26 protein-coding genes are annotated in these 24,580 nt (G+C 61.6%); 14 read left to right on the top strand and 12 right to left on the bottom strand.

The annotated features are described in order from the left end of the window. Window positions 1-94 precede the first annotated feature (94 nt). The 6 genes from WFJ47_RS07560 to WFJ47_RS07535 form a co-directional block, all read right to left on the bottom strand. A complete protein-coding gene (locus WFJ47_RS07560) occupies window positions 95-961 on the bottom strand; it encodes a hypothetical protein (protein ID WP_336762022.1) in 867 nt (288 codons plus the stop codon). Window positions 962-990: 29 nt separating this feature from the next. Beyond that, a complete protein-coding gene (locus WFJ47_RS07555) occupies window positions 991-2,004 on the bottom strand; it encodes a hypothetical protein (RefSeq protein WP_336762020.1) in 1,014 nt (337 codons plus the stop codon). After that, window positions 2,001-2,918, bottom strand: coding sequence for an Hsp33 family molecular chaperone HslO (locus WFJ47_RS07550; RefSeq protein WP_127099997.1), 918 nt, complete (start codon window positions 2,916-2,918; stop codon window positions 2,001-2,003). The genes WFJ47_RS07555 and WFJ47_RS07550 overlap by 4 nt, the downstream gene beginning before the upstream one ends. A 56-nt stretch (window positions 2,919-2,974) precedes the next feature. Further along, window positions 2,975-3,949: an ornithine carbamoyltransferase gene (gene argF, locus WFJ47_RS07545; RefSeq protein WP_336762018.1), complete on the bottom strand. Its 975-nt coding sequence runs from the start codon at window positions 3,947-3,949 to the stop codon at window positions 2,975-2,977. Further along, the gene (locus WFJ47_RS07540) at window positions 3,946-5,157 is read right to left on the bottom strand and encodes an aspartate aminotransferase family protein (RefSeq protein WP_336762016.1); all 1,212 of its coding nucleotides are present in this window, start codon (window positions 5,155-5,157) and stop codon (window positions 3,946-3,948) included. The genes argF and WFJ47_RS07540 overlap by 4 nt, the downstream gene beginning before the upstream one ends. A 136-nt stretch (window positions 5,158-5,293) precedes the next feature. Continuing rightward, a complete protein-coding gene (locus tag WFJ47_RS07535) occupies window positions 5,294-6,847 on the bottom strand; it encodes a D-aminopeptidase (RefSeq protein WP_336762014.1) in 1,554 nt (517 codons plus the stop codon). 60 nt (window positions 6,848-6,907) lie between these two features. Between WFJ47_RS07535 and WFJ47_RS07530 the strand changes: the two genes are divergently transcribed. The 9 genes from WFJ47_RS07530 (at window position 6,908) to WFJ47_RS07490 (ending at window position 11,919) form a co-directional block, all read left to right on the top strand. Then, a complete protein-coding gene (locus WFJ47_RS07530) occupies window positions 6,908-7,534 on the top strand; it encodes a RecX family transcriptional regulator (RefSeq protein WP_336762012.1) in 627 nt (208 codons plus the stop codon). Beyond that, window positions 7,531-8,040: a CHAP domain-containing protein gene (locus WFJ47_RS07525; RefSeq protein ID WP_127100007.1), complete on the top strand. Its 510-nt coding sequence runs from the start codon at window positions 7,531-7,533 to the stop codon at window positions 8,038-8,040. The genes WFJ47_RS07530 and WFJ47_RS07525 overlap by 4 nt, the downstream gene beginning before the upstream one ends. A 51-nt stretch (window positions 8,041-8,091) precedes the next feature. After that, entirely contained in the window at window positions 8,092-8,364 is a 273-nt protein-coding gene (locus WFJ47_RS07520; protein ID WP_336762009.1) for a twin-arginine translocase TatA/TatE family subunit, read from the top strand. 7 nt (window positions 8,365-8,371) lie between these two features. Beyond that, window positions 8,372-8,989, top strand: a complete 618-nt coding sequence (locus tag WFJ47_RS07515) for a methylthioribulose 1-phosphate dehydratase (RefSeq protein ID WP_336762007.1) — start codon at window positions 8,372-8,374, stop codon at window positions 8,987-8,989. Then, window positions 8,986-9,543, top strand: a complete 558-nt coding sequence (locus tag WFJ47_RS07510) for a cupin domain-containing protein (RefSeq protein WP_336762005.1) — start codon at window positions 8,986-8,988, stop codon at window positions 9,541-9,543. Before WFJ47_RS07515 ends, WFJ47_RS07510 begins: the two co-directional genes overlap by 4 nt. Continuing rightward, entirely contained in the window at window positions 9,540-10,232 is a 693-nt protein-coding gene (mtnC, locus tag WFJ47_RS07505) for an acireductone synthase (protein WP_127100015.1), read from the top strand. The genes WFJ47_RS07510 and mtnC overlap by 4 nt, the downstream gene beginning before the upstream one ends. After that, window positions 10,229-11,158 carry a bifunctional riboflavin kinase/FAD synthetase gene (locus tag WFJ47_RS07500; RefSeq protein WP_336762002.1) on the top strand — a complete coding sequence of 310 codons (930 nt, stop codon included), beginning with the start codon at window positions 10,229-10,231 and terminating at the stop codon, window positions 11,156-11,158. The genes mtnC and WFJ47_RS07500 overlap by 4 nt, the downstream gene beginning before the upstream one ends. 39 nt (window positions 11,159-11,197) lie before the next feature. Continuing rightward, window positions 11,198-11,614: a VOC family protein gene (locus WFJ47_RS07495; RefSeq protein ID WP_127100068.1), complete on the top strand. Its 417-nt coding sequence runs from the start codon at window positions 11,198-11,200 to the stop codon at window positions 11,612-11,614. A gap of 95 nt (window positions 11,615-11,709) precedes the next feature. Then, a complete protein-coding gene (locus WFJ47_RS07490) occupies window positions 11,710-11,919 on the top strand; it encodes a hypothetical protein (protein ID WP_127100019.1) in 210 nt (69 codons plus the stop codon). A gap of 44 nt (window positions 11,920-11,963) precedes the next feature. Here the strand turns inward: WFJ47_RS07490 and WFJ47_RS07485 are convergent, their stop codons facing one another. Further along, entirely contained in the window at window positions 11,964-12,386 is a 423-nt protein-coding gene (locus WFJ47_RS07485; RefSeq protein WP_336761998.1) for a hypothetical protein, read from the bottom strand. Between the two features lie 328 nt (window positions 12,387-12,714). Between WFJ47_RS07485 and ileS the strand changes: the two genes are divergently transcribed. From ileS to mutL, 4 genes are read left to right on the top strand one after another with little or no spacing between them, the layout of a single operon-like run. After that, entirely contained in the window at window positions 12,715-15,603 is a 2,889-nt protein-coding gene (gene ileS, locus WFJ47_RS07480; protein WP_336761996.1) for an isoleucine--tRNA ligase, read from the top strand. Next, window positions 15,579-16,181, top strand: a complete 603-nt coding sequence (gene lspA / locus WFJ47_RS07475) for a signal peptidase II (protein ID WP_408868630.1) — start codon at window positions 15,579-15,581, stop codon at window positions 16,179-16,181. Before ileS ends, lspA begins: the two co-directional genes overlap by 25 nt. 43 nt (window positions 16,182-16,224) lie before the next feature. Continuing rightward, window positions 16,225-16,761: a DUF3035 domain-containing protein gene (locus WFJ47_RS07470; RefSeq protein WP_127100026.1), complete on the top strand. Its 537-nt coding sequence runs from the start codon at window positions 16,225-16,227 to the stop codon at window positions 16,759-16,761. A 23-nt stretch (window positions 16,762-16,784) separates the two neighbouring features. Further along, complete coding sequence (mutL, locus tag WFJ47_RS07465; RefSeq protein ID WP_336761994.1) at window positions 16,785-18,629, top strand: DNA mismatch repair endonuclease MutL; 1,845 nt, start codon at window positions 16,785-16,787, stop codon at window positions 18,627-18,629. A 69-nt stretch (window positions 18,630-18,698) separates the two neighbouring features. Here mutL and WFJ47_RS07460 read toward each other — a convergent pair whose 3' ends face one another. The 4 genes from WFJ47_RS07460 to WFJ47_RS07445 all read right to left on the bottom strand — a co-directional run bounded on the left by WFJ47_RS07460 (window position 18,699) and on the right by WFJ47_RS07445 (window position 23,052). Beyond that, the gene (locus WFJ47_RS07460) at window positions 18,699-19,400 is read right to left on the bottom strand and encodes a YfdX family protein (protein ID WP_336761993.1); all 702 of its coding nucleotides are present in this window, start codon (window positions 19,398-19,400) and stop codon (window positions 18,699-18,701) included. Between the two features lie 107 nt (window positions 19,401-19,507). Further along, window positions 19,508-20,413 (bottom strand): DMT family transporter, encoded by a 906-nt coding sequence (locus WFJ47_RS07455; RefSeq protein WP_127100032.1) that lies wholly within the window; start codon window positions 20,411-20,413, stop codon window positions 19,508-19,510. Then, window positions 20,413-22,431, bottom strand: coding sequence for a DNA topoisomerase IV subunit B (parE, locus tag WFJ47_RS07450; protein WP_336761992.1), 2,019 nt, complete (start codon window positions 22,429-22,431; stop codon window positions 20,413-20,415). Before parE ends, WFJ47_RS07455 begins: the two co-directional genes overlap by 1 nt. Before the next feature lie 63 nt (window positions 22,432-22,494). Then, window positions 22,495-23,052, bottom strand: coding sequence for a hypothetical protein (locus WFJ47_RS07445; RefSeq protein WP_408868629.1), 558 nt, complete (start codon window positions 23,050-23,052; stop codon window positions 22,495-22,497). Window positions 23,053-23,389: 337 nt separating this feature from the next. Here WFJ47_RS07445 and WFJ47_RS07440 point away from each other — a divergent pair, with 337 nt between their 5' ends. After that, the gene (locus WFJ47_RS07440; RefSeq protein ID WP_127100070.1) at window positions 23,390-23,917 is read left to right on the top strand and encodes a hypothetical protein; all 528 of its coding nucleotides are present in this window, start codon (window positions 23,390-23,392) and stop codon (window positions 23,915-23,917) included. 186 nt (window positions 23,918-24,103) lie between these two features. On the opposite strand, the gene WFJ47_RS07435 is transcribed toward WFJ47_RS07440, so the two are convergent. Then, window positions 24,104-24,553 (bottom strand): Rrf2 family transcriptional regulator, encoded by a 450-nt coding sequence (locus tag WFJ47_RS07435; protein WP_127100038.1) that lies wholly within the window; start codon window positions 24,551-24,553, stop codon window positions 24,104-24,106. Between the last annotated feature and the right edge of the window lie 27 nt (window positions 24,554-24,580).

The following is a 24,580-nucleotide window of genomic DNA, read 5'->3' as shown; positions in this document are numbered from 1 at the left end:
ACATAATGGGTAATGTCTCCTTCTTCGCGATTGTCGCCCGAAATGCAAGCGGCTTTATGGGATGTGCTTGTGTTCGGGCGGCCGGGTTTTTTCGTCAGGAATGCTTCGAGGGCAGGGCGAGAACGCCAGCCTTCGGGGACTTGACCGAAGGAGTAGCCGCGGGTGCGGCGGCACCTTCATCGCCCAGAGGGAAAATCGCGTCAGGCTCCTGGGGTTTCGCGGGCGCACTGACGGGAACGGTGGAGGCGGACGCCGCCCCGGTCGCGACCTGGGGGGCTGGGGGGGCAGTACTCATTGCGGGGGCATTGTTGCTTGATACGGTGGGGCTGGCAGTAGGTGCGTTGGGACCGATGTCCTGCTGCTGGATTGCTCCTGGGAGGGGCGCGCCGCTTGCGTCAACCAGCCAGTCATGCAGCGATTTCTTGATCTGGAACTCTAGTTCGACATTCATGTCCTGCATCATCTGCGATGTCAGATCATAAAGAACGGCACGCGATTCCGGGTCTTTATCTCCCGGATTGAGACTGCGCGTTATGTGGGCGGCTGCATAACCGGCGCGTCCGCCGGACGGAGCGGACAGATCGACATGCGCTTCGAGCTCGCCCAGCAATGTGCCGCCGGGGGCATGGAGGATGCTGGCCTTGGTTATGGTGAACGTACCGCTGCCTTCCGAGCCGCTCGCGATCAGGCGATCATGGGCCATCTGTTCGAGTGCCTGCTGAGGCGAGGTCGGAGCCTTGGCCGAGATATCGCCCGGAGTGTTTCCGGGGGGGGCAGCGTCGACCACCTCGATATGCGCCACATTCAGGTGCATCTTGCTCAGATAGCTGTAGTCCATCGGGGCAAAGCTCTGGGGTTCGCTGTCACCACATGCGGTGAGCACGGGAGAAAGAGCGCCCAGAACCAGGCATAGAGAACCGTAGCGGAGTAGCGTTTTTACACGTGACGGGCTGCGCGACATGACGGGCTCCTTGAATAAGCAGCAGGACATTATTTCTTTTTCACATAAGAGCGCAGCTTGTCGAACAGGCGCCCTGTTTGTTTCTTTTCTGCTTCCTGCCGGGTTTCGGCGGGTGAGGCGGGCCTCGTCGGGTTCTGCGCGAGAAACGCCCAGGATTCGGAGATCATATCAGCTGAGGCTGTGCTCGGAGGCGGTGGTAATGCGGCCTCGGTTGCAGGGTCGAATTGAAGTGAGGATGCCGTACCCAGCCCGTAATCACGGGCCTCAAAGGCAAGAGCCTCGGCAATCGAGGCAACATGCCCGGGATTGCTCAGATACCAGCCAAGAATCAAAGAGGGCAGCATGCCCGCCATTGCTTCGTCACTCACGAGAATAGCGGCCTTGGGGCAATAGAAGGACGGGGGCTTGTCGAGCTGTTTCTCCCACCAGGCGAGATAGAATACGCAATCGGCTTCCGGGTCATGGAAGCGATAGATCAGCTGATGATCGACCACGAAAGAGATCTGCGCACGCAGTGGGATATCGGTGAGCGGAGACAGCACGACCAGTGTTTCGGGCCCTACGCGTGAACCGAGAATACGTCTGATCTGCTTTGCTGACAGGGAAGACTGTCCGATCTGGGCCAGGATCTGCTCCTGACCCGCCAGAGACGTCTGGATCTGGCGCAAATCCATGAGCACGCGTACCGACCAGGCTGCTGCAAGCTGAGTTGCGAGGAAGAGCGGCATCGCAGGCGCATCGCGCAGCGGAGTAGGGGTTGCACTCAGCGCATTGCGGGCGAGTTCATCAAACCAGGGGGCAACAGCGCCGAGGATATCATCCGGGCGCATACGTTGAACGACCTCGATATGCGAGCCGCAATAATTGTGCGACTCATCCAGGTACCAGACAGCGTTGCGTCCCGTCAGCGGATCGGAAAAAGTGAGACAGGTGATGTCATCTGCAAGGGGGACGACCGCCTGAGGCGTCCATTGGTCGTAGAGCGCCGAGAGTGTCTCGCCCCCGACCCGGACGCTGCGCAGGAAATCATCCGCCGCGGTCATCGTGCGATCTCGGCACGTTCGAAACGAAAGCCAACATTGCAGAACTCGCAGTTCATGGTGATCGTGCCCTCTTCCGCCATGTGATTGAGATCGTCCTCGGGGAATGTGGAAAGGACGCTTGCGAGCCTTGCGCGGTTGCAGCGACACCCAAGGCTGACCGCGCGCGGTCGATCAATCAGGACATCCTGCGAGCCGAAAAGACGTTCGATCAACGTGGTGGCACTCAGGCAGGGGTCGAAAAGCTCGGCGGCGGTCAGGGTGTTGCCCAGAATGCCCGCTGTCTCCCAGGCGTCCTCATCGTCGGTTTCACCCGTGGCGATACCGCCTTCTTCGGCAATTTTTTCGAGCAGCAGGGCCCCGGCTTGCCAGCCATCCGGTGTCTTCTCACAATAGAGGCGCATCCAGCACTGATGCTGCTCGCTGGTCGCGAAATAATGCATCGCCATATCGGCAAGGGTTTCCCCCTCAAGCGCGACGATACCCTGATGGCGTTCCGTATGCGCGCCCTGATCGATGGTGAAGGCAAAATACCCTTCTCCCAGAAGGGCCTTGGCCGGCGCAGGATCGATGTTCTCGGGCGCGCGCAGATAAAAGCGCAATTCGCCCGCATCCGTGCAATCTGCCACCAGCATGGAAATCGGGCCGTCCCCCTTGATCTGCAGGGAAAAGGACCCTTTGAACTTCAGCCCGGCACTCAGTCCCGCGACGAGAGACAGCGCCTCTCCGGCAAGCTGACGCCCGCAATCGGGGATATCATGGCGCGACACCATGATATCCGCGAGTTTGCCCAGACGAACGAGACGTCCGCGGACCGGTCGCCGCGCCAGATGGAAAGGCGTTATTCCATGCGAGATCACCAGATCAGGCACGGTTTCGGGGCGGTGTGTATCCAGAAAGGCAGGTGTCTCGATCATTGGTGCTTCGTCGGTTGCTTCTCAAGGTGTCGGACGGTTGGACGCGCCGATGCCGTTCAGACGGGCTTACCGTAGGAACGCCAGTTCTCACCGCCCAGCACCCAGAGGAGCAGACCCTTTTGGGCGTGGAGGCGATTTTCGGCCTCGTCAAATACGACGGAGGCCGAGCTTTCGAACACCTCCTCCGTCACTTCCTCACCGATATGGGCAGGCAGACAATGCATGAACAGGGCATTGGGGGCGGCTTTCTGCATCAGGGCCGTGTTGACCTGATATGGGCTCAACGTGGTCAGCCGTGCTGAGGATTCCTGATCGGACATGCTCGTCCAGGTATCCGTCACAATGCAGTCAGCGCTTTGCACCGCCTCGACAGGGTCATGGACCAGCCGGATCTTGCCACCTTCGGCATGCGCCCAGTCCAGGATCTCCTGACGGGGTTTCATGCTTTCCGGCGTCGCCAGCGTCAGGGAAAATCCGAAGCGTACAGCGCCCTCGATCAACGACACGGCAACATTATTGCCATCCCCAACCCAGGCCCAGTGCGAGCCGCCCACCGGGCCACGATGCTCCTCATAGGTCATGATATCGGCGAGGATCTGCACGGGATGGGAATCCGGTGTCAGGCCATTCACGACGGGAATCGAACTCCAGCGGACGAGTTCAGTCAGCATGGCGGTCTCGCCCGTACGCACGACCAGCACATCGAGAAACCGCGACAAGACACGCGCGGTGTCCGCCAGGCTCTCGCCACGGCCAATCTGCATGTCTGCAGGCGACAGCACCGACACATCGCCGCCCAGCTGGCGCATGCCGACCTCGAAGGAGAGGCGGGTGCGTGTGGAGGGTTTGGAGAGCATCAGCCCCAGAGTGCGTCCGGCGAGCGGATGGGCAGGATGCATGGGCTTGCGGCGCTTGTCCTGCATCGCCTTGACCGCACGGCCCACATCGAGAATGTCGCGCAGCGTCGCTGCGTCGAGATCGCGCAGATCGAGAAAGTGACGAATAGCCGAAGCGTCTGCCTGTGTGCTCATGCCTGGCTCTCCACCGGGTTTGTCTTGTTGTTTTCAGCGGCTTCAAGGATGGTGGCGGCCCGCGAGAGGATCGCACAGGCTTCCTGGCATTCTTCCCTGCTCACGATCAGCGGCGGCAGCAGGCGCAGCACGTTCTCACCTGCGGTGACGGTCAGGAGACCCTCTTCCATGGCCTGAGCCTGAACCTGTGCAACAGGCAAGCGGCATTTCAGCCCCCACATCAGGCCACGTCCACGGGCGAGCTCGAAAACGGTGGGATGTTTGCGCACGAGGTTCTTGAGCCCCTCGCCCAAGGTCTCTCCCGTTATCGCGATCTGATCGAGGAAGCCTTCGGCAAGAATCACGTCGAGCACGGCATTCGCTGCCGCACAGGCGAGAGGGTTGCCCCCGAAAGTGGTGCCGTGGGAGCCTGCTCCCATGGAGGCAGCCACTTCCTCATTGGCGAGGATCGCCCCCATCGGGAAACCGCCCGCGATGCCCTTGGCGACGGAGATCACGTCCGGCGCGACGCCATAAGCCTCATGCGCGAAGAGCTGACCCGTGCGCCCCATTCCGGTCTGGACTTCGTCGAGCGCAAGAATCAGGCCAAATTCGTCACAGACCTGGCGCAGCCCGGTCATGAATTGAGGGTCGGCCTGTTTGATGCCCGTCTCGCCCTGGATCGGTTCGAGCATGATGCCTGCCGTCTGGGGGGTAATGGCGGCGCGCAGGGCGTTCATGTTATTAAACGGCACATGGTCAAAGCCTTCAACCGGCGCGCCGAAGCCTTCAAGATAGGCCGGATTGCCCGTTGCCGCGATCATGGCCAGCGTACGCCCGTGAAAGGCCCCCGTACAACAGATGACCCGTGTACGCTCGGGATGGCCACGACCCGCCTGCGTCTTGCGGATCATCTTGACCATGCCCTCATTGGCCTCTGCACCGGAGTTGCAGAAGAACACACTGTCCGCGAAGGAATGGGCGACCAGCCTGTCCGCCAGTTTCTCGGCCTGCGGAATGCGATACAGGTTGGACACGTGCATGACGCGCGCGGCCTGCTCGGCAATCGCCTTGACCAGACCCTCATGGCCATGCCCCAGCGACGAGACGGCAATGCCCGCCCCGAAATCCAGGAATCGTCGTCCGTCAGCCGTGTACAAGCAAGCGCCCTGACCATGCTCGAAAGCAAGGTCGACTCGTTTGAATGTTGGCATCAGAGCGGAAATCATGGCGATCAGAAAGCCCGGTTGGAATGGAAGGGAAAAGACGCAACGGCAAGAGCCCCGCACCTGAGAACTCAGGGCAGGGCACAGGCTGCTGCGTGCTTATGATGGGGTTATTCCCCCCCCGACGTCAAATCCCGGCTCAGATGCGCCTGTAAAGCAGATCGCGGGCAAGCCAGCATCCTGCGCGCAGGCCGGTCAGCTTGTGCTGTGCGTCACGCTGAAACGCCAGGGTCCAATACCCGGGCGGCGAGTGGTCGAGTGCTCGCAGGCAGGGCACGAGCCAGACGTCGTTGCCGAGTTTCTGCAGGCGCTCCATGCGTCCCTGGCCGAGCATGCCGGAGAAAGCGCCATAGAAGGCCTCTTCGCTTCCGGCAATTGTCAGGATGCTATCGAGTTCCTCGCATTCATAGCGTCCGGCCAGATCCTGAAAGCGCTGCATCTCTGGGATGGGTATCAGGCGTGTTTCTCGGTTTTCCTGCGGGCGGGACATGACCAGCCCTTGATCATCCAGGGTCAATGTTGTTGCATCGCGACCGGCCTTGTCCTGAGTCCAGTCATCAAGAATTTCGGGCGGATAAGCATAGCGCAGCGAAAGCCGCGCGTTCGAAACCGTCGGGGTGATCGAGGCGGAGAGCCCTGTTTCGGGCTCGAGATAGTGACCGATGAACGCGGTTGAGCCCGGCATTCTCTCCTGCGCAGTTCGGGTGATCTCCAGGGCTGCGGCGGCAAGCTCGGCAGCGGCGGAATGCGCCTCCGACATATGATTGAAGAGCACCACTACTGAGAGCCGCTCTTCGGCCAGATGGAGCCGGTGACTGCGCCAGCCGCGCAGGGCGCCCCCATGCCCTGTCATGGCCCGACCAAAAAGCTTGCCGCGCTGCAATCCAGATCCGTAGCGGGCCAGTCGGCCATCGCGAAAGTGAACAGGGCGGGAGAGCCGGTTATAGAAGCCCTCGGGGTCGTCGCGCTGCGCGTCAATTGCCTTTTCCCAGGCGATCATATCGTCCAGACTCGCCCCAAGCCCTGCATCCCCGGTCCACAGGATATTATTGTTGGCGGCGCGATACCCCGTGGCCTCGCTGCCCTCGTAGCCTTGGATCCCATCGGGCATTGATTGGGTGTTAGCCGCGAGGAATGCCGTTTTCATGCCGCAAGGGTCGAAAATCTGCGTTTGCAGCAATTCGGAAAAGCTGCGACCCGAGCAGGCTTCCAGCGCTTCGGAGATCAGATAGAAATTCTGGTTGACATACGAATAGGCCGTACCTGGCCTGAAATGCAGGCTGCGCGTGCCTGCGATCACCCGTTTTGCCTCGGCGCTGCCGAAAACCGATTCGGTGGGCGCACCGTGCAGCATGGCTACGGCCCAGTAATCGCGCAGGCCGGACTGGTTATGCGCGAGATCCATGACACCCGGCGGAGGCTCCTGCAGATTGGGGAGGCTCGATGCCACATAGGCATCAAGTGCCGCCTTGTCCGACCAGGTATCGAGCAGGGCACAGGTGAATTGCTTGGTGATCGAGCAAAGGCGGAACTGCGTACGAGGCGTGAAGGCCAGACGCGTTTCGGCATTGGCAAAGCCCCAGCTATGGCATCCGATGACCTCGCCATTGCGGATGACCGCAGCCGCCCCTCCCGGTCCGGGATAGGAAGAGGGGAGGGCGGCCAGCGCGCGATCGAGCGATGAGCGGGGCATGAGGGGTCTCCGACCGATTTTCACCATGTTACTGCCATGAAGTTATGGCACAGTGTCTCTATGTCAGCGATTCCGGATCAGCTCCCTCCGCCGACTGCGGAAACACTGCGCGAGGCGGCCCTGCGTCATCTGGCGCGCTTTGCCGCGACCGAACAAGGCCTGACCCAGATCCTTGACCGTGCCGTGATGCGCTGGGCGCGTAGATATGCCAGCCAGGGTGGAGAGAGCGAGCGGATCGAGGCGCAGCGCGCGGCCAGCCGCGCCATGATCGACGCCATTGTGGGCGATATGCGGCGGATAGGTGCGCTGGATGACGCAGCTTTTGCGCGATCGCGCTCGAAAACTCTGACGCGTACCGGTCGGTCCCGCCGTGCCGTCGCTGCCAGCCTTGCCCAGAAGGGAATTGATGCTGAAACGCTTGGCGAAGCGATGGAGGAGGCGTTGGGTCACCGGCATGACGAGAGTGCCAGAGAGCACGAACTGGGTGCAGCGCTCATCCTGGCACGTAAGCGCCGTCTGGGCCCGTTCCGTCGTAAGGATGCGGATGAAGCATCGGGCCCGGAACAACACCAGCGGGCTCTCGCTGTGTTCGCCCGCGCGGGCTTCGGTCGCGATGTGGCCGAGCAAGCGCTCTCCTTTGATCTGTCAGAAGCGGAGGATCGCGTCATGGCGCTGAAATCGTCATGAAGAAAATGGCTCTTGGATTTGGCTTTTGTCTCAGTCTCGCGGCCTGCGGCGGTGGTCCGAGAGAGTACAGCCGTGCGAGTTTCAATGGCCCCCTGCAATGCGCCCCTTATGCCCGTGCCAAGACGGGCGTCGCGCTCTACGGTGCCGCTGCCTCATGGTGGCGGGGAGCATCGGGTAAATACAGACGCACCCAGACCCCGGCGCAGGGTGAAATCCTCGTGTTTCGCTCCACCGGACGGCTGCCTTCGGGTCATGTATCGGTGGTGCGCAGCACGGTATCCTCGCGTAAGATCCTTGTTGAACATGCCAATTGGGAGCCAGGGCGTATCGATCGTTCCGTACCCGTCATCGATGTCTCCCGCGATAATGACTGGTCACTGGTGAGGGTCTATTGGGCCCCCATCAAAAATCTGGGGTCACGCGCCTATCCGACCTATGGCTTTATCGTACCGCGCGACCTCGATGATATTGCCCGCTTGCAAGAGACGCCTGATCACGCCATGTGAGAAGCAAGAGACAAGACGGCGAGACGACCCCGTCGCACAAGGAGAGAGATTATGGGTAGCATGAGTCCCCTGCACTGGCTGATAGTGCTCGCCGTTGTGCTCATCCTGTTTGGCGGTGGCAGCAAGATCAGCGGCCTGATGGGTGACTTCGCGAAGGGGATCAAATCCTTCAAGAAGAACATGGCCGAGGATGAGTCCATGGAGCCGAACCAGGCCCATACCCAGCCAAACGGACAGATTTCGCCGCCGCCTCAGAGCGGGGTGCAGCAGCCTCATTACACATCTCCCGTTTCGAGCGGCAATGTGAACAACGTCAATCACTGAGCTTGTCATGACCCAGTTTTCGGATCGTCTCTGGTCAGAGGCGGTGCAGGACGTCATCCGGGCCGGGGAGCGTATGGACCAGCGTGGCTGGGTGCCGGCGACGGCTGGCAATCTCAGCCGACGATTGGAGGATGGCCGGATCGCCATCACCCGCTCAGGCGGGCACAAGGGCTTTCTGGCCGTGCCGGACGTGATCGAGATCGATCCCGCGGGACGTCCGATTGATCCTATGCAGAAATCCAGCGCAGAGACGCTTCTTCACACGCAGCTTTATGCGGCTGATCCATCGATCGGGGCTGTATTGCACGGTCATTCCGTGGCCGCCACCGTGCTGTCCATGGCGCTTGCCGGATCGTCGCTGACCCTGGCTGGGTACGAGCTGCTCAAGGTGTTCGAAGGGCAATCGACCCATGATACGGCGATCGACGTGCCTGTGTTCGACAATGATCAGGATATCGCCCGTCTCGCTACGGTGGTTGCTCCGCGTCTTGGGGCAATGCCCGCCGGATACATCATCCGTGGGCATGGTGTTTATGTCTGGGGGCGGGACATGAAAATGGCCCTCGCCCGTCTCGAAGGGCTGGAGTTCCTGCTGGCCTGCGAACTCGAAAGGCGGAAATCATGAGCCGACTGACGATCTATCGCGATGACGCGCCGGAAACCGTGCTGCTCGACACGGAAAACCCGCGCGAGATTGCCGAGACCCTGCGCCCTCTGAATGTCCGTTTCGAGCGTTGGCAGGCCCCCGTCACTCCGGCCAAGGATGCCCCGCCGGAGCAGATCCTGGAGGCTTACCGCCCGTATCTGGACGGGCTGATGGGGGAAACCGGTGCGGGTAGCGCCGATGTGGTGCGCTTCGACCGCAACACGCCCCAGATCGCTGCGATGCGGGAAAAATATCTCTCCGAGCACACGCATAGTGAAGATGAGGTGCGGTTCTTCGTGCACGGTCAGGGCGCGTTCGTCCTGCATGTGGGCGACAAGGTGTATTCGGTGCTTTGCGTGCAGGGCGACCTGATCTCGGTGCCTGAAGGCACCCCGCACTGGTTCGATGCCGGACTCAATCCCGATGTGGTGGCGCTTCGCGTCTTCACCGACACGACGGGTTGGATCGCTGAATACACAGGTGACGAGATTGCCCGCCGCTTTCCCGTGACCATTCCGGACATTGCTGCATGAGCACCATCCGCCTGATCCTTCTTGATATCGAAGGCACAACCCTGCCGATCTCCTTCGTGAAGGATGTGCTTTTTCCCTATTCCGACAGGGTCATGCCGGAGCTGCTGCGTCAGCAGGCCGGTAATCCGCTGGTCAGGGTGGCGCTGGCTGATATCGATGCCGCCAATCCCGGCTGCGATCCGGTTGCCCAGCTTCATGACTGGACCATCCGGGACGAGAAGGTAGCCCCCCTGAAATCCCTCCAGGGCCTCGCCTGGAAAACGGGTTTCGAGTCCGGTGAGCTCAAGGCACGTCTCTATCCAGATGTGCCGCCTGCGCTGAAAGCCTGGCATCAGGCAGGCCTGCGTCTGGCGGTTTATTCCTCTGGGTCGGCCAGCGCGCAGCGCCTGCTATACGGCTACTCCGATGCGGGCGATCTGACGGGGTTGTTCGAGGCGTTCTACGATCTGGACATCGGGGGAAAGAAGATCGCGGAGAGTTACCGCGAGATCGCCCAGCGCGCGGGTGTGACCCCGGCTGAAATCCTGTTCCTGTCCGATATCGGAGCAGAACTCGATGCAGCCGCCGAAGCCGGGCTCAAGACCTGCCAGCTGGTCCGCAAGGAAGATGGCACGACCCCGCATCATGGAGCGCGGCAGGCTTCTGATTTCGCTGAGGTCAGCCAGTATTTTGCACTGCCCGTCTCATGACCCTGTACGAGGACTGGACGGCGATCCCGCCTGAGGCGCGCGGCGCCGCCGTCGCCCTCGGCAATTTCGATGGGGTGCATCTCGGGCATCGGCATTTGCTGCGCTCGCTCCATGCGGCCCGCCCCGAGCTGCCGCTCGGCGCAGTGACATTCGAGCCCCATCCTCGCGAGTTCTTCCGACCGCAGGATCCACCGTTACGCCTCATGCTGCCCGAAATCCGGGCGCGTATCCTGCAAGAGCAGGGCGCGCAGCGTGTCTTCCAGCTCCGCTTCGATGCGGATTTCAGCCATCTCAGCCCCGACGCTTTCGTTGAATCTGTGCTCGACCGGGCGCTCGGTGTGAAACATGTCGCCTGTGGTCCGGATTTTGCCTTCGGGCATCGACGTGCAGGCAGCATTGCCTATCTGGGACACAAGCTCGAGACGCTCGGGATCGGCCTGACCATCGTCCCTCCATTGACCGATATTGGCGGCCCTTTTTCTTCCTCGCGTATCCGGCGCCTGTTGCAGGAGGGCTATCCCGAGCGCGCTGCGGAAGAACTCGGTCGCCCCTGGTTTATCGCCGGGGGTGTCGCCCATGGCGACAAGCGTGGTCGTCTGCTCGGCTTTCCTACGGCCAACATCCCCCTTGGGCGGCATATCGAGCCTGCACGCGGTGTCTATGCCGTGACGATACGCCATCCCGATGGGCGCGTGACCCGCGGCGTTGCAAATATTGGCCGACGCCCGACCATCAATGACGGGCAGGAGAGCCGCCTCGAGGTACATATCTTCGATGTGAGCGAGGATCTCTACGGCCAGACACTGGAGGTCAGCCTGCACAAGCTTCTGCGCGAGGAGCGACGTTTCGAAGGGCTTGATGCGCTCAAGGCCCAGATTGCCGAAGACGCCGCCAGCGCTCGCATCGTTCTCTCAACCCTTTCCTGATCCTGCGGGTGTCGGAAATGCCCGTCGTCTGACACGCCTCTGATATCGGGCATAAATCACGTGACGCTCTGCGTAGGTGATCTTGAGCGTTCCATCCGCTTTTATCGCGATCTTTTGGGCTGCGTCCTGCGGGCTCGATGGGGCAAGGGGGCGTATCTAGAGGCAGGGGCCCTCTGGCTGTGTCTTGAGGTGCGTTCGGAGGCAATTCTGCCGGACGGTTCGGACGATTCTCATCTTGCCTTCAGCGTCGAGCAGGATGGTTTTACGGTACTTTGTGCCAGGCTGAGCGGAAAGGTGGCGCGCTGGAAGGAAAACAGGAGCGAAGGCGACTCGCTCTATTTCCTCGACCCCGATGGGCATAAACTCGAGATTCATGTTGGCACTTTGGCGACCCGCATGAGGGCCTGGCGTGATCGGCCCCCTAAGGGGCTGGTCATTCAGTCTCCAGAGGACTGATACGAACTTGCCTGTTTTGTGAAGTTTTACATGTTTCACTTAACATCGAAAAATGTTAAAGATTACCCACGGTTAATGAGGGGTGGGAGTCTGTCATGTTCGGCGCGATGCAAATGTACCAGATGCAAGCGATGGAACAGCACATCGCCCAAAAGGAATCCCGCAGGAAGGAAAGCGTTTCCCGGCTCGTGCGACTCAAGGAGTTCCTGCGCCGCGATCTTACGTCACTGGGCTGTCAGATCGATGAGACGTTTGAAAGCGTCTACGCCCCCTCTACTTTTTCGTCCCGTAAGGGTCTGCGCTGAGCTTGGTATATAGGGGCAAGTACGGTCGGAAGCAGTCTTTGTCCTCAGTTCACCACCGTGCAGAATGCCGGGCTACGCGTTGTTCTGAAGAACTCCCTCCCGCGCAACATGTATATGAATTCGACTGTGACGTTACCTTCCATCAGAAATTTCATGTTGGTTGAGCAATAGCGCTCAGTATCGGCATTCGTAATCATGCGCTTGAGCTCAGTTTCGGAAAAATTGAAGATCGCCTCGTCTGCCACATGGGTGAGGGCAATCGTCTCGACGATCTTGCGTCCTTCACGTCGTAGCGAGAGGATCGTCACCATTTCGTTATCCCTGAGCGGCGTCTTCTCATTCATCAGTGTGACGAACCGGTCCAGCACCCGGATCGACATCTGAGGAGGTGTTAGACTGGTTTGTGCTTCGGCAATGACTGGACCGCCTGAAAGCAGAAGCAGGGCGGTAGCGACGAATATTTTCATTCCATGAATCCGTGCTGAGTTATTATCAAAATGATGCATGGAAATAGGCGTCGTCTAGGAGTGAATAAAGCGTGTAAATGGCAGAAAGCTTGATCCAAGCACCCGGCACTATCCCGGTGGGCATCGCGCCCGGGTCATTCGCCTTCGCTGCCCCTGCGAGGGCGAGGGCGAGGCGGCATGACGCCACCAGGGTCGGTGGCCGGTTTTCAGCACAATTTGACGGGCCGAAGCGACCCAATTGTGAGTCCTTGCCAACCCTGCGCTCTTGACCCTTTGCCCCGCATCTTCGCATAACTCCCGGTTCCCTGACTCCGTCGAATGATCGAAGATGCCTGATTCCAAAAGCCCCGATCCTCAGGACCGTTATCGCGACACGGTCTTTCTGCCCCGCACCAGCTTTCCGATGCGCGGCAATCTGCCCACGCGCGAGCCGGAAATTCTGGCGCGCTGGGAGTCGATGGGACTTGATGAGAAGATTATAGAGGCAGGGCAGGGCAAGCCCGTCTTCACCCTGCATGACGGCCCGCCCTACGCCAACGGCCATCTGCATATCGGTCACGCGCTCAACAAGATCAACAAGGACGTGGTCAATCGCGCCCAGCGCATGAATGGCGCGCGTGTGCGTTATGTGCCCGGCTGGGATTGTCACGGCCTGCCGATCGAATGGCGCGTCGAGGAAGAATATCGCAAGGCGGGCAAGAACAAGGACGACGTGCCGGTCCTGCAGTTTCGCGCAGAGTGCCGCGACTATGCGCGTCGCTGGCTCGACATCCAGGCCGAGGAATTCAAGAGGCTTGGCGTCCAGGGCGAGTGGAAGAACCGATACGCCACCATGGATTTCTCGTCGGAATCCGCGATCGTCCGCGAGATCGGCAAATTCCTGCTCAATGGTGGTCTCTATCGCGGCCTACGCCCGGTGATGTGGAGCCCGGTCGAGAAGACGGCTCTCGCCGAGGCCGAGATCGAGTATCACGACATCACTTCCACCACGGTTCACGTGGCTTTCCCGATCGAGGCGGATCCGACCCCAGGCCAGGCGCTTCAGGGGGCTTCAGCCGTGATCTGGACGACTACCCCCTGGACCATTCCGGCGAACCGCGCCATCGCGTACGGGCCCGAGATCGCCTATGTCGTGCTGCGTGCCGATGTGATGGAAGAAGCCTCCCTCGTGGCGCCGGGATCGCGCTTCCTGGTGGCAGAGGAGCGCGTCGCGGATTTCTGCAAGCAGGCAGGCATCCAGGACCATCATATTCTCTACACCCTGCCCGGAGAGGCGCTTGAGGGTACGATCTGCGCCCATCCCCTGCGTGGCTGCGGCTATGAGTTCGACGTCCCCATGCTTCCCGGCGATTTCGTGACCACCGATGCCGGTACGGGTCTCGTGCATATGGCACCGGCCCATGGCCAGGACGACTTCCTGCTCACACGCCAATATGGCATCGAAGTGCCTGAGCTCGTGCAGGATGACGGGACCTATGCTCCCTGGGTGCCGCATTTTGCCGGTATCCATGTGTTCAAGGCGGCCGATCCGGTCTGTGCGGCCCTCACCGAGGCCGCGCAGCGCTGGGCGGCCAATGGCGATGCGGCGGCCGGGCTCGTGGCGCGGTCGAGCATCGTGCATTCCTATCCACATTCCTGGCGTTCGCGTAAGCCGATCATCTTTCGTGCTACCCCGCAATGGTTCATCCGCATGGATGGTGACCAGGCCCTCCGTCACAAGGCGCTTGACGCGCTTGCGGATGTCACCTTCGTGCCGGAGGCTGCGCGTAACCGCCTGACTTCCATGATCGAGCAGCGTCCCGACTGGTGCATCAGTCGCCAGCGCGCCTGGGGCGTGCCGATTGCCGTCTTCGTCGAGAAGAGCACGGGCGAGGTTCTGCGCGATACCGAAGTCATGCAGCGCGTCGTCGATGCAATGGCCGAGCATGGCGCCGATATCTGGTACAGCGCCGACCCGGCCCTGTTCCTGGGTGAGGGGCGTGACCCCGCGCAGTATGAGCAAGTATTCGATATCGTGGATGTCTGGTTCGAGAGTGGCTCGACGCACAGCTTCGTTCTGGGCGAAGACGGGTTGAACTTCCCGGCAGATCTCTATCTTGAAGGGTCCGACCAGCATCGTGGCTGGTTTCAGTCTTCCCTGCTCGAAAGCGTCGGTACGCGCGGCATTGCGCCCATGAAGGCCATTGTGACCAATGGTTTCGTGCTCGATGAGCAGGGGCGCAAAATGTCCAAGTCGTTGGGCAATGTGATTGCGCCCAAGGAAGTGACCGACAAGCTGGGCGCCGATATCCTGCGTCTATGGGTCGTCAATTCCGACAGCAACGAAGATCTGCGCATCGGCAACGAGATTCTCAAGCAGCAGGGCGAACTCTACCGCCGTCTGCGTAACACGCTGCGCTGGCTGCTGGGCGCGCTCGATGGGTACACCCCTGAAGAGGCGGTGCCGTTCGATCAGCTTCCGGAACTCGAGCGCTATATCCTGCATCGCCTGACCGAGCTGGGTGGCCAGATCAAACAGGCCGTGCATACCCATCAATGGGTCGGCGTCTATCCCATGCTTCACGGGTTCTGCACGACCGATCTCTCGGCGTTCTATTTCGACGTTCGCAAGGATGCGCTTTATTGTGATGCGCCTTCCTCGCAGCGGCGTCGCGCGGCGCGTACCGTGCTCGATATCCTGCATCGCGCGCTCGCCATCTGGCTCGCACCGGTGCTGGTCTTCACGGCGGAAGAGGCCTGGACGTCCCGCTTCGGCGAGGACAGCTCAGTTCATCTCCAGAGCTTTCTCGAGCCTGATCCGACCTGGAACGACGCGGCACTGGGCGAGCGCTGGAACCGCCTCCGCGCCCTGCGCCGCGTGATCACGACCGAACTCGAAGGCGCGCGCCGCGGCGGGGTCATCGGCTCATCGCTCGAGGCGCGCCTCAGCCTGCCGCTGACGGAACAGGAGCAGGCCGTGTTCGGGGATGTGGACTGGGCGGAGCTCGCCATCGTCTCGCAGGCCGATATCCAGCTTCTGACCAATGTACCATCGCTCTATATCGATGACGTGGCGACCACGGAGCATGAGGGTATCGTCGGCGCGCATCCTGGCCCAAGTGTGGCCGAAGCCGATGGCAGCAAATGCCTGCGCTGCTGGCGCGTTCTGCCTGAGGTCGGCAGCCAGACTGCCCATCCGGGGCTGTGCCTGCGTTGCAGCGATGTGGTGTCGATGTGAAGGGCGCCAAGCTCACCGTCAGCTTCGGTCGACCGGCGACGCTCGTCGCCGGGCTGGCCGCCTTTCTGATCGTGCTCCTGGCCGATCAGATCAGCAAATGGTGGATTCTCGCTGTGTATCACCTGCCTGACCGGGGCAGCGTGGCCATCATGCCTGGGCTGAATTTCACGATGGTCTGGAACCATGCGGTGACCTTCGGCATGCTCGGGGGCGTGGGGTCAAAGGGCCCTCTTCTGTTTTGCACCGTCGCCTTGATCGCGGTACTTGCCCTGCTGTGGCAGACCCTGCGCACGCCGCGCATGGTCGTGGCGATTGCCTCCGCCGCCATCGCGGGCGGCGCCGTGGGCAATGTGATCGATCGCATCCGTTTCGGGGCGGTGGTCGATTTCATCCACGCGCATGCCTTCGGCTGGAGCTGGTATGTCTTCAACGTCGCAGATTCAGCAATCGTCTGCGGCGTCATCGCCTGGGTGATCGACTCGATCTGGTCGGATCGTCGTGATGCAGCCTCCCGTACGCGCGCCGAAACGGGTGCCGCCACCGTCCCGGGCCACGGCCCCGCACCGCATGAGCATTGATCTCTTGTCGATGCCGAAACGCTCCATTAGGATCGGGTCCGATATGGCTCAGCTCTCCCTCCCGTCCGTCCTTCGCGTCCTGCCGGTTCTCGGCCTGACTGCGCTCCTCCCGGCTTGCTCCGGCTCCGACGTTTCGCGGGCTTTCGGCCTCGAACGGTCGATGCCGGACGAATATACGGTGACGACGCGCGCGCCACTGTCCATGCCGCCTTCCGAGCAGCTGAGCCTGCCGGGTCAGGGTGACCACACAGCGGATGAAAATCCCCGCACCCAGGCGCTCGAGACGCTCTCCCCCAACGCGGCTCTGCATTCCACCTCGGGCAGCGCCAGCGCCGGACAGCAGGCTCTAATCGGGGCGGTCGATCAGGCTTCGAAGGCCCCCAATAACGCCGAGCTCGGTGCCGCAGGCGCAGGACTGACTGATGAGCTGATGTTCTGGCGTGGCGGCAATGCAGGGAGCGTTGTTGATAGCGAAGCCGAAAACCGTCGGATACAGCGCGCCTCAGCCCTTGGACAGAGCCCCTCGACCGGTGCCACCCCGACCAAGAAGTCCAAAAGCTCTTTCCTCGGCGTCTTCTGAAGGGCGTCATCTGATGCCTGAACATGCCCCCCTCTGAACGTCCTTTGCTCCAGCCCCGACTTCGCCGTCTTTCCAACCACGTTATCGATCTGATCGCGGCCGGTGAAGTCGTCGAACGGCCCGCCGCCGCCCTCAAGGAAATTGTCGAAAACGCCCTCGATGCCGGAGCGACCCGCATCGAGGTATCGTTGCTCAACGGGGGCTGCGACAGAATTGAGGTGAGCGACAACGGCTGCGGCATGTCGCCCGATGATCTCGTGATGGCTGTCGAACGCCATTGCACCTCCAAACTCAGCGATGAAACACTGACCCATATCGTCACGCTGGGTTTTCGGGGTGAGGCTCTACCCTCCATCGGCGCCACGGCGCGTCTCACGCTCACATCGCGGCGGCATGATGCCGATACAGCCTGGACGCTGCGTCTTGAGGGCGGTGCCCTGACACCCCCTAGTCCGGCCGCCGGGGCGCCCGGAACACGGGTCGTGGTCGAGGATCTCTTCTTCGCGACACCCGCCCGGCGCAAATTCCTCAAAAGTGCGCGTGTCGAAGGCAGCCACGCTGAGGGCGTGATGCGCCGTCTTGCGCTTTCTGCCCCGCATTGCGCCATGCGTTTCACGCTGGACGAACGCCCTGTCTTCGATTTCCCGGTTCAGAGCGTCATCGACCGTGTCCAGGCCGTTCTGGGCGAAAGCGAGTCCCTGATCGCGCTCGATGAGACGCGCAACGGGCTTCACCTGAGCGGTTTCATCTGCGGCCCGGCAGCCACGCGCTCCACGGCGGCGTCGCAGTTCCTGGTGGTGAATAACCGCCCCGTGGCCGATCCACTCATGCGCACGGCCATACGTGTGGCCTATCGTCCGGTCATCGAACCGGGGCGTCACCCGGTGCTCGCCCTGCATCTGCGCCTTCCCCATGACAGGGTGGATGTGAATGTCCACCCGTCCAAGACCGAACTGCGCTTTGCCGAGGAAGCTGATGTCAGAGGGCTTATGATCGGCGCCATGCAGCGTGCTCTGGGGCACGGTGCGGGCGAAGCCGGGGTCAGGATGCGTTTTGCTGCGCCCGCCAGACAGGCCATCCACTATCCGCCCCCGGACCCCGTGAGTCTTACATCCGGATTTATCGCCGCGCACTCGGCTATGGCGGGTTCTGGTGCCCCTGTCGCACTGAGCCCCGGAAGCGACATACAGGGATTTGCAGAGGAGCTTGGAGGCTTCGCGCCGGCAACTCGCCCCTTGATGGAGCCTGACCCGATCCAGCGCGCTTCTTTTCCGCTGGGGGCACCCGTCGCGCAGGTATTCGATACGTATATCCTGTCCGTCGGGCAGGATGGCGATCTGATTTTGGTCGACCAGCATGCAGCGCATGAGCGGCTGACGCATGAGAAACTGCTCGCGCAATATACGAGCGGCTCTCTCAAGGCACAGCGCCTGCTTTTACCTGAAGTGATCGACCTGCCTCCCGGTCAGGCAGGACGTTTGCTCGAGTGGAAGACCGCATTGGAGGCGCTCGGGCTCGAAATCGAGTCTTTCGGTGGGGGGAGCGTTCTTCTGCGCACCATGCCCGTCCTCCTTCAGGGGGGAGACGGCGTTTCGCTTTTGCGCGATCTCTCGGAGGAGCTGACAGCTGATCCGGATCTCGTGCCGGGTGACAGCGCGGCACTGGAACGGCGGATCGATGCCGTTATCGCGCGTATGGCCTGCCATGGCAGCATCCGCGCCGGACGTCGTCTGCAGCAGGATGAGATGTCCGCTCTGTTGCGGCAGATGGAGCAGACGCCGAGAGCCAACACCTGCTCGCATGGGCGGCCGACCTGGCTACGTCTTGGGCGGGATGAGCTCGAGAAACTCTTCGGGCGCATCCGCTAACGCCGAGAATAGACGGCCCTGAAACTTTCACCCGGCAGGGAGCGCGCCGAGCCGGGGAAGGTTAACCGTTCAGGAAGGGCTGTTCGCCATCTTGTGGCGCTTGGCGGTCGTTGGGTGGGTTACGGCAACGACATCGCCAGAGACGAAGAGGATCGAATCGACCGCGTTCTGCAGGGCGTCGCCTGCCGATTTCGTATCGCCGCCATCCATGAAGACCGAGGCGCGATGAACGTCACCGGAAATCATCTCCAGTGGCGCGAGGGCCACCACATACTGAACCTTGGTGCCTACAACCTGCAGGTCCTGGTTGACCAGCTTGGTCTCACCCGTCTTCATATGTTGATTGGCATTGGCCAGAGCCGTCTGCTGGGCCGGGGCCAGTGTATCGGTCACGGCGTATTCGCCCCCAACCGGCAGCCAGTGCAGCGGCACGCCGCTTACCGCCAGACGCTTGGGCGCACCATGGCTCGGGACGGGCTGCATCGCGTCTTCGGCCTTGATGAAGGCGCGATTGTCCTTGGCAGCCTTTTCGAGGCGGGCTTCCGCCTCATTGATCAGGCTTTGAGCCTGTCCATTCTGGTTCGAGGCGAGAGCCTGCTGGGCCAGAATGATATTGGCCAGAGCTTTCTGTCCATCCTTGGACAGACGGGCGAAATCGCGATCTGCATGAGCCTGGTCAGCCGCCATGGAGGCGTCCGCCGAAGGGGCGGCAAAGGCCGGTGCCCCGGCAAGGGTCAGAAGGGCAGATCCGGCAATCATCAGGCGGCGCATGGATGTTCTCCTTTTAAGGCGTCTCTTGATGAGACGGTTTGGGAAGAGAACGGACCCCGGCACGGCATGTTGCATGACAAGCGCGTTAACACGACGCCATACAGGGTCTAGGTTGGGGGAACGGTCTCGCCGTCCGGGGGCGGCTTACGCGAGGTGAGCACGTTCCCGGCAGAGGCTCCGGCAATGCAGAGCACTCCCATCCAGCGTGCGACCGAAAGTGTTTCTCCCAGCAGAAGCAGCCCCGAAATCGACCCGAGAACAGGCTCGAGGCTGAGCAGGATACCCAGATCACGCGGCCCGAGCCGCCTCATGGCCATCATGTCCAGAATATAGGGCACCGCCGATGACAGGATGGCGACGCCCACAGCCTGTATTCCCTGATGGGGATGGGTTACGGCCGGCGTAAGGGCGGGTATCAGCCAGGGGAGAAGCAGGATGCCGGCCGTTGTCATGCCCAGCGTTGTGGCCTGGGCAGCAGGCATGACCCGCCCGATACGAGTACCGGTCAGGATATAGATCACCCATCCCACAGCACTGATCAGCGCCGCGATGACGCCGATTGGGTCGAGATGCCCCTCGATATGGTCGGGACGAAGCAGCAGATACAGACCGGATACCACCATGCCCGCCCAGACGAGATCGAGCAGTCGGCGTGACCCGATCAAGGCGAGGGAGAGCGGTCCCATGAATTCGAAAGCGACCACAAGCCCAAGGGGCAGGCGAACGAGCGCGATATAGAAGGCGAAATTCATGACGGCCATGGAGGCGCCATAAGGCAGGAGCAGCTTCCACATGCCCGGTTTGAGCACTGAAGGGCCCGGACGCATCACAGCAAGCAGAATGACGGCGGCGAGACAAACGCGCAGCCCCACCATGCCTTCTGCCCCAAAGAGCGGAAAAAGGCTCTTGGCCAGAGCCGCTCCGACCTGAAAGGACGATATGCCACCGATCAGAAGGGCCAGCCCTCCCAGCTTGTCCAGCGGCGTTGCATGAGGGTGCTCGAGAGAAGCCATCAGACGTCGAGCAGTTCGGCCGAGCGGGCATGATCCTGAATGAAGCGGAAGCGCAACTCCGGCTTGCGGCCCATCAGGCTTTCGACGCGGTCGCTGGTCAGGGCCCGGTCCTCGGGGGGCGTGACTACGCGCAGCAAGGTGCGCTTCGCTGGGTCCATGGTGGTCTGCTTGAGATCCTTGACCGGCATTTCGCCCAGACCCTTGAATCGCGAGATCTCGACCTTGGCGCCCTGCTTGAAGTCGCGTTTGAGACGCCGCACGCGATCCTCGTCATCCATCGCATAAATGGTCTTCGCGCCATGGGTCAGACGATAGAGTGGGGGCTGGGCCAGATAGAGATGCCCCTTGCGTACCAGATCAGGCATTTCCCGGTAGAAGAACGTCATGAGCAGCGAGGCGATATGGGCGCCGTCCACGTCAGCATCTGTCATGATGATGACGCGTCCGTAGCGCAGACGGGCGACGTCGAAGGTCGATCCCGACCCGCAGCCCAGTGCCTCGACCAGATCGCGAAGTTCCTGATTGGCCTTGAGCTTGTCCGCCGTGGCCGAGGCCACGTTGAGAATCTTGCCACGCAACGGCAGCACGGCCTGGGTCTCACGATCACGCGCCTGACGCGCGGACCCCCCTGCCGAGTCGCCTTCGACGAGAAAGATCTCGGTATCGGCCGCGTTTTCGCGCGTGCAATCTGTGAGCTTGCCGGGCAGACGCAGGCGCCTCGTGGCGCTTTTGCGTGGTGTGTCCTTGCTCTCACGCCTGCGCAGCCGCTCCTCTGCCCGCTCTATGATGAACGCTAGCAGATTATCGGCCTGAGCCGGATTACCCCCCAGCCAGTGGTCCAGACGGTCGCGCAGCGCGCCTTCAACCAGACGGCTGGCCTCCTGCGTGGTCAGCTTTTCCTTGGTCTGACCCTGGAAATGGGGATCGCGAATGAACACCGAGAGCTTGACCGCCAGGGCGCCCAGAGCGTCTTCTGCCGTCACGGCGGCCGCACGCTTCATGTTGCGGCTCTCGCCCCAGGCACGCAGCCCCTTGACCAGCGCGGCCCTGAAGCCAGCTTCATGCGTGCCGCCCTGCGGGGTCGGAATGGTGTTGCAATAGGAGGTCATGCTCGACGCTCCCTGCTCCATGAAGGCCACAGCCCATTCGAGCTTGCCACCGGTCCGTCCATCGGCGGCCTGAGGCAGTTCCGCCTCGCCCGCCCAGACAGGAGCCAGGAGCGCAGGGGATGCGCCGAGCTCAGCATTCAGGCTGTCCGCCAGCCCGTTCGGGAAATGGATGGTTGCCTCGACAGGGGTTTCATCGCCTGCCTTGATCAGGGCCGGGTTGACGCTCCAGCGAATGGTGACGCCACGAAAAAGGGCTGCCTTGGAACAGCACAGACGGTACAATCGCTGTGGCGAGAAGCTGAGCGGACCGAAGATTTCCGGATCGGGCGAAAAGCGGATGGTCGTGCCACGGCGATTGGGTGCGTTACCCACCTGCTGCAGCGGCGTGATGGGCTTGCCCCGGGCGTAATCCTGACGCCAGAGCAGCTTTTCGCGCGCCACCTCAACCTCAAGGCGATCCGACAGGGCATTGACCACGGAAGAGCCGACGCCATGAAGGCCGCCCGAGGTATCATAGGCTTTGCCCGAGAACTTTCCGCCTGCATGGAGCGTGGTGAAAATCACCTCGAGTGCGGAGCGATCCTTGAATTTGGGATGCGCATCCACCGGGATACCGCGCCCGTTGTCGCGCACCATCAGCAGACGCGATTCTTCAAGCGCCAGATCGATGACGCTGGCATGGCCCGCCACGGCCTCATCCATCGCATTATCAAGAATTTCGGAAGCGAGATGATGATAGGCGGTATCGTCGGTACCGCCGATATACATGCCCGGACGCCGCCGTACGGGTTCGAGCCCCTCGAGGACCTCGATCTGATCGGCACCGTAATTTTCGGGTACGGGAGCCTGCGCCGTCTTGCGGGGCCGACGGGCGGGCTTTTCATCGCTCTGGAAGAGGTCGTCGTTCATATTGCGTTCTTGACGGCCTCGCCGGGGCGCCGTCAAGCGCCCCGTGCAGGGTAATGGTAGTTTTTAGGCGCGCGTCTTGCGATGGGTGCGACGCGTGCTCGTCGTGCGGCCATGGGTGACGGCCTCAGGAGCCGAGCAGGTCTCGAATGAGGCCGGTTGGACGACGTCCTTGGCATCCGCATAATGCGCCAGATCGGCACCATCATCCAGCGCGTCAACCTCATCGAACATCGCCACGCGCTGCTGGCAGAAGATCGTTCCGGCCTTCAACCCGCCTTCGGACTGCACATTGGCCAGCTGGGTAATGTAGTCGTCATGCGCCTTGGTGGCGTTACGACCATAGGCGGACTTGAAATAGGAGTTCAGACGCTCCTCTTCTGCGGCCAGCTTGGGACGGAACTTGGTCACGAACGCATTGTAGCGCTCCTGAGCGCTGCAGGAGAGCGCCGTCACCATCAACTCGCTCTTGAGACCTTGCACGTTGAACGCTTCATGCGCCGGGGATTCGCCACAGCCTGCGGCGTAGGCGGCGCCCGAAGCGAAGAACGTCGTGGCCATAAGGCCACAAGCGGTGAGGCGTGCGAAAGGACGCAGGAGGCGTTGCCGGGTCGAAAGCGACATCAAGGGGCTCCAGAAGGGCAGGTCAGACAGGATCGGGCGCCGCGCCGGGCGGGCGCAAACGGGACAGGGAAATGCGGCGCGATTATGTCGCAGCAATTGCGGCGAGAAAATGCCCGCGAGCCGCTATCCAGGCCGATTCAACAAAAAAAAATACCCGTTCCCTTTTCTTTCGTTTCCGCCCTGTCTTCCCCCTTCCTGTGGAACGCGGCTTGCGCTAGGGCCATTGACGAAACTGTTTCCCCAGGCGTTGATCCTGTCCGGAAATATCTCGTGTCGGGCCTGCTGGAGCAAAATGGCAGAATCGACTTTCGATGACATGTGTTCAGTGGAGTTGATGGTGCGACTGCGTGGTTCTGCAATTACTCTCGTTTCGGCCCTGACCCTGGCGGCCTGTGCGCAAAAGCCCGTCGTCCAGCGCGTCGTGCCGCCCAATCCCTTCGGCTACCAGAAAGTCTCTGCGGTCTGCACGACTACCCCGGTCAAGACTGCGGCTGATGGCAGCATGAGCGTCGATATGACCGTGCGTAGCGATGATGGGCTGTGCGCCCTGTCCGTTCAAAAGCCGGGTAACACCAATTACCGTTCTTTCGGCGTCTCGCCTGCTCCCGAGCATGGCAAGGCGTTCATGTATAATTTCGACGACCACACGTACATTACCTACACGCCCAGCACCGCCTATGCGGGCAAGGACAGCTTCACGGCGATCCTGATTCCCGGCGGTACCGATCCGCGCACCAGGCTGACCGTCAACGCCACCGTCGATGCGACGGGTGTCGTGCGCGCTGCACCCCCGCCGGCTATCGTGGCGCCCGCCGCCAAGAAGCCTGTCGTCAAGCGCACGACCCGACACACCACCAAGAAGTAAGTCAGACCCATCAACGGCGGCCCGTTCCAGACGGGCCGTTCCAGCGGGCATGGCGGCCTCAGGTGCCGGACTTGGGCGTCGGCACTTGGGCGCCGGCACTCGGGGTGCCCCGTATGAGGCCTTGTTCATGAACCCGTCTGAATGGACGTGACGGTTCGCCCCGGTAACATCAGAAGGCGGTTTTTCTCAGATCGAGAATGAAATCGGCTCATGCACCGGGCGGCGCAGTCCGGCCGCCTCGGCCCGCCTCACCATTTCCTCGAGTGTCAGCGCCGCCATTTCTGCACGCACCGATTCGTCCAGGATCTGCCAGCAGGGTTCGATCACGTGGCGATAGAGCGCGCCCTGGGCCGTTTCTTCGGCGCCGGGCTCTTCCGACACGACAACGCGTACGATCTCATCCAGACCGATATCGCGTTGCGGACGGCCCAGCCTGTATCCACCGCGCGGACCGCGCACACTCTCCAGCAGACCCGAGCGGGACAAGGCCTGCAACAAAGGCTCGATCCCGCGTCTGGCCAGCCCCGCCCGTTCGGCAATATCGCCGCCACTCACGAGGCTCGACCGTCCGGCATGAAAGGCTACGTCGACCATGATGATCACGGCGATCATCGCCCTGTCCCTGCGGAGATACATGCGGCAATTTCCTTCATGACAAATTGC

This window comes from Asaia sp. VD9 (assembly GCF_037150015.1).
GTDB lineage: Bacteria > Pseudomonadota > Alphaproteobacteria > Acetobacterales > Acetobacteraceae > Asaia.
The sequence above is the reverse complement of the archived record's forward strand: the minus strand, read 5'-3'. Positions and strand labels throughout refer to the sequence as shown.

Bases quoted from the DNA above. Each gene is read 5' to 3' on its own strand.
- ileS (WP_336761996.1), top strand. From the start codon at position 12,715: ATGCCTGATTCCAAAAGCCCCGATCCTCAGGACCGTTATCGCGACACG.
- WFJ47_RS07555 (WP_336762020.1), bottom strand. From the start codon at position 2,004: ATGACCGCGGCGGATGATTTCCTGCGCAGCGTCCGGGTCGGGGGCGAG.
- WFJ47_RS07520 (WP_336762009.1), top strand. From the start codon at position 8,092: ATGGGTAGCATGAGTCCCCTGCACTGGCTGATAGTGCTCGCCGTTGTG.
- WFJ47_RS07515 (WP_336762007.1), top strand. From the start codon at position 8,372: ATGACCCAGTTTTCGGATCGTCTCTGGTCAGAGGCGGTGCAGGACGTC.
- WFJ47_RS07510 (WP_336762005.1), top strand. From the start codon at position 8,986: ATGAGCCGACTGACGATCTATCGCGATGACGCGCCGGAAACCGTGCTG.
- WFJ47_RS07500 (WP_336762002.1), top strand. From the start codon at position 10,229: ATGACCCTGTACGAGGACTGGACGGCGATCCCGCCTGAGGCGCGCGGC.
- WFJ47_RS07530 (WP_336762012.1), top strand. From the start codon at position 6,908: ATGTCAGCGATTCCGGATCAGCTCCCTCCGCCGACTGCGGAAACACTG.
- WFJ47_RS07560 (WP_336762022.1), bottom strand. From the start codon at position 961: ATGTCGCGCAGCCCGTCACGTGTAAAAACGCTACTCCGCTACGGTTCT.
- WFJ47_RS07460 (WP_336761993.1), bottom strand. From the start codon at position 19,400: ATGCGCCGCCTGATGATTGCCGGATCTGCCCTTCTGACCCTTGCCGGG.
- WFJ47_RS07485 (WP_336761998.1), bottom strand. From the start codon at position 12,386: ATGAAAATATTCGTCGCTACCGCCCTGCTTCTGCTTTCAGGCGGTCCA.
- WFJ47_RS07535 (WP_336762014.1), bottom strand. From the start codon at position 6,847: ATGCCCCGCTCATCGCTCGATCGCGCGCTGGCCGCCCTCCCCTCTTCC.
- WFJ47_RS07455 (WP_127100032.1), bottom strand. From the start codon at position 20,413: ATGGCTTCTCTCGAGCACCCTCATGCAACGCCGCTGGACAAGCTGGGA.
- WFJ47_RS07525 (WP_127100007.1), top strand. From the start codon at position 7,531: ATGAAGAAAATGGCTCTTGGATTTGGCTTTTGTCTCAGTCTCGCGGCC.
- mtnC (WP_127100015.1), top strand. From the start codon at position 9,540: ATGAGCACCATCCGCCTGATCCTTCTTGATATCGAAGGCACAACCCTG.
- WFJ47_RS07490 (WP_127100019.1), top strand. From the start codon at position 11,710: ATGTTCGGCGCGATGCAAATGTACCAGATGCAAGCGATGGAACAGCAC.
- mutL (WP_336761994.1), top strand. From the start codon at position 16,785: ATGCCCCCCTCTGAACGTCCTTTGCTCCAGCCCCGACTTCGCCGTCTT.
- WFJ47_RS07550 (WP_127099997.1), bottom strand. From the start codon at position 2,918: ATGATCGAGACACCTGCCTTTCTGGATACACACCGCCCCGAAACCGTG.
- argF (WP_336762018.1), bottom strand. From the start codon at position 3,949: ATGAGCACACAGGCAGACGCTTCGGCTATTCGTCACTTTCTCGATCTG.
- WFJ47_RS07445 (WP_408868629.1), bottom strand. From the start codon at position 23,052: ATGTCGCTTTCGACCCGGCAACGCCTCCTGCGTCCTTTCGCACGCCTC.
- WFJ47_RS07470 (WP_127100026.1), top strand. From the start codon at position 16,225: ATGGCTCAGCTCTCCCTCCCGTCCGTCCTTCGCGTCCTGCCGGTTCTC.
- WFJ47_RS07540 (WP_336762016.1), bottom strand. From the start codon at position 5,157: ATGATTTCCGCTCTGATGCCAACATTCAAACGAGTCGACCTTGCTTTC.
- parE (WP_336761992.1), bottom strand. From the start codon at position 22,431: ATGAACGACGACCTCTTCCAGAGCGATGAAAAGCCCGCCCGTCGGCCC.
- WFJ47_RS07435 (WP_127100038.1), bottom strand. From the start codon at position 24,553: ATGTATCTCCGCAGGGACAGGGCGATGATCGCCGTGATCATCATGGTC.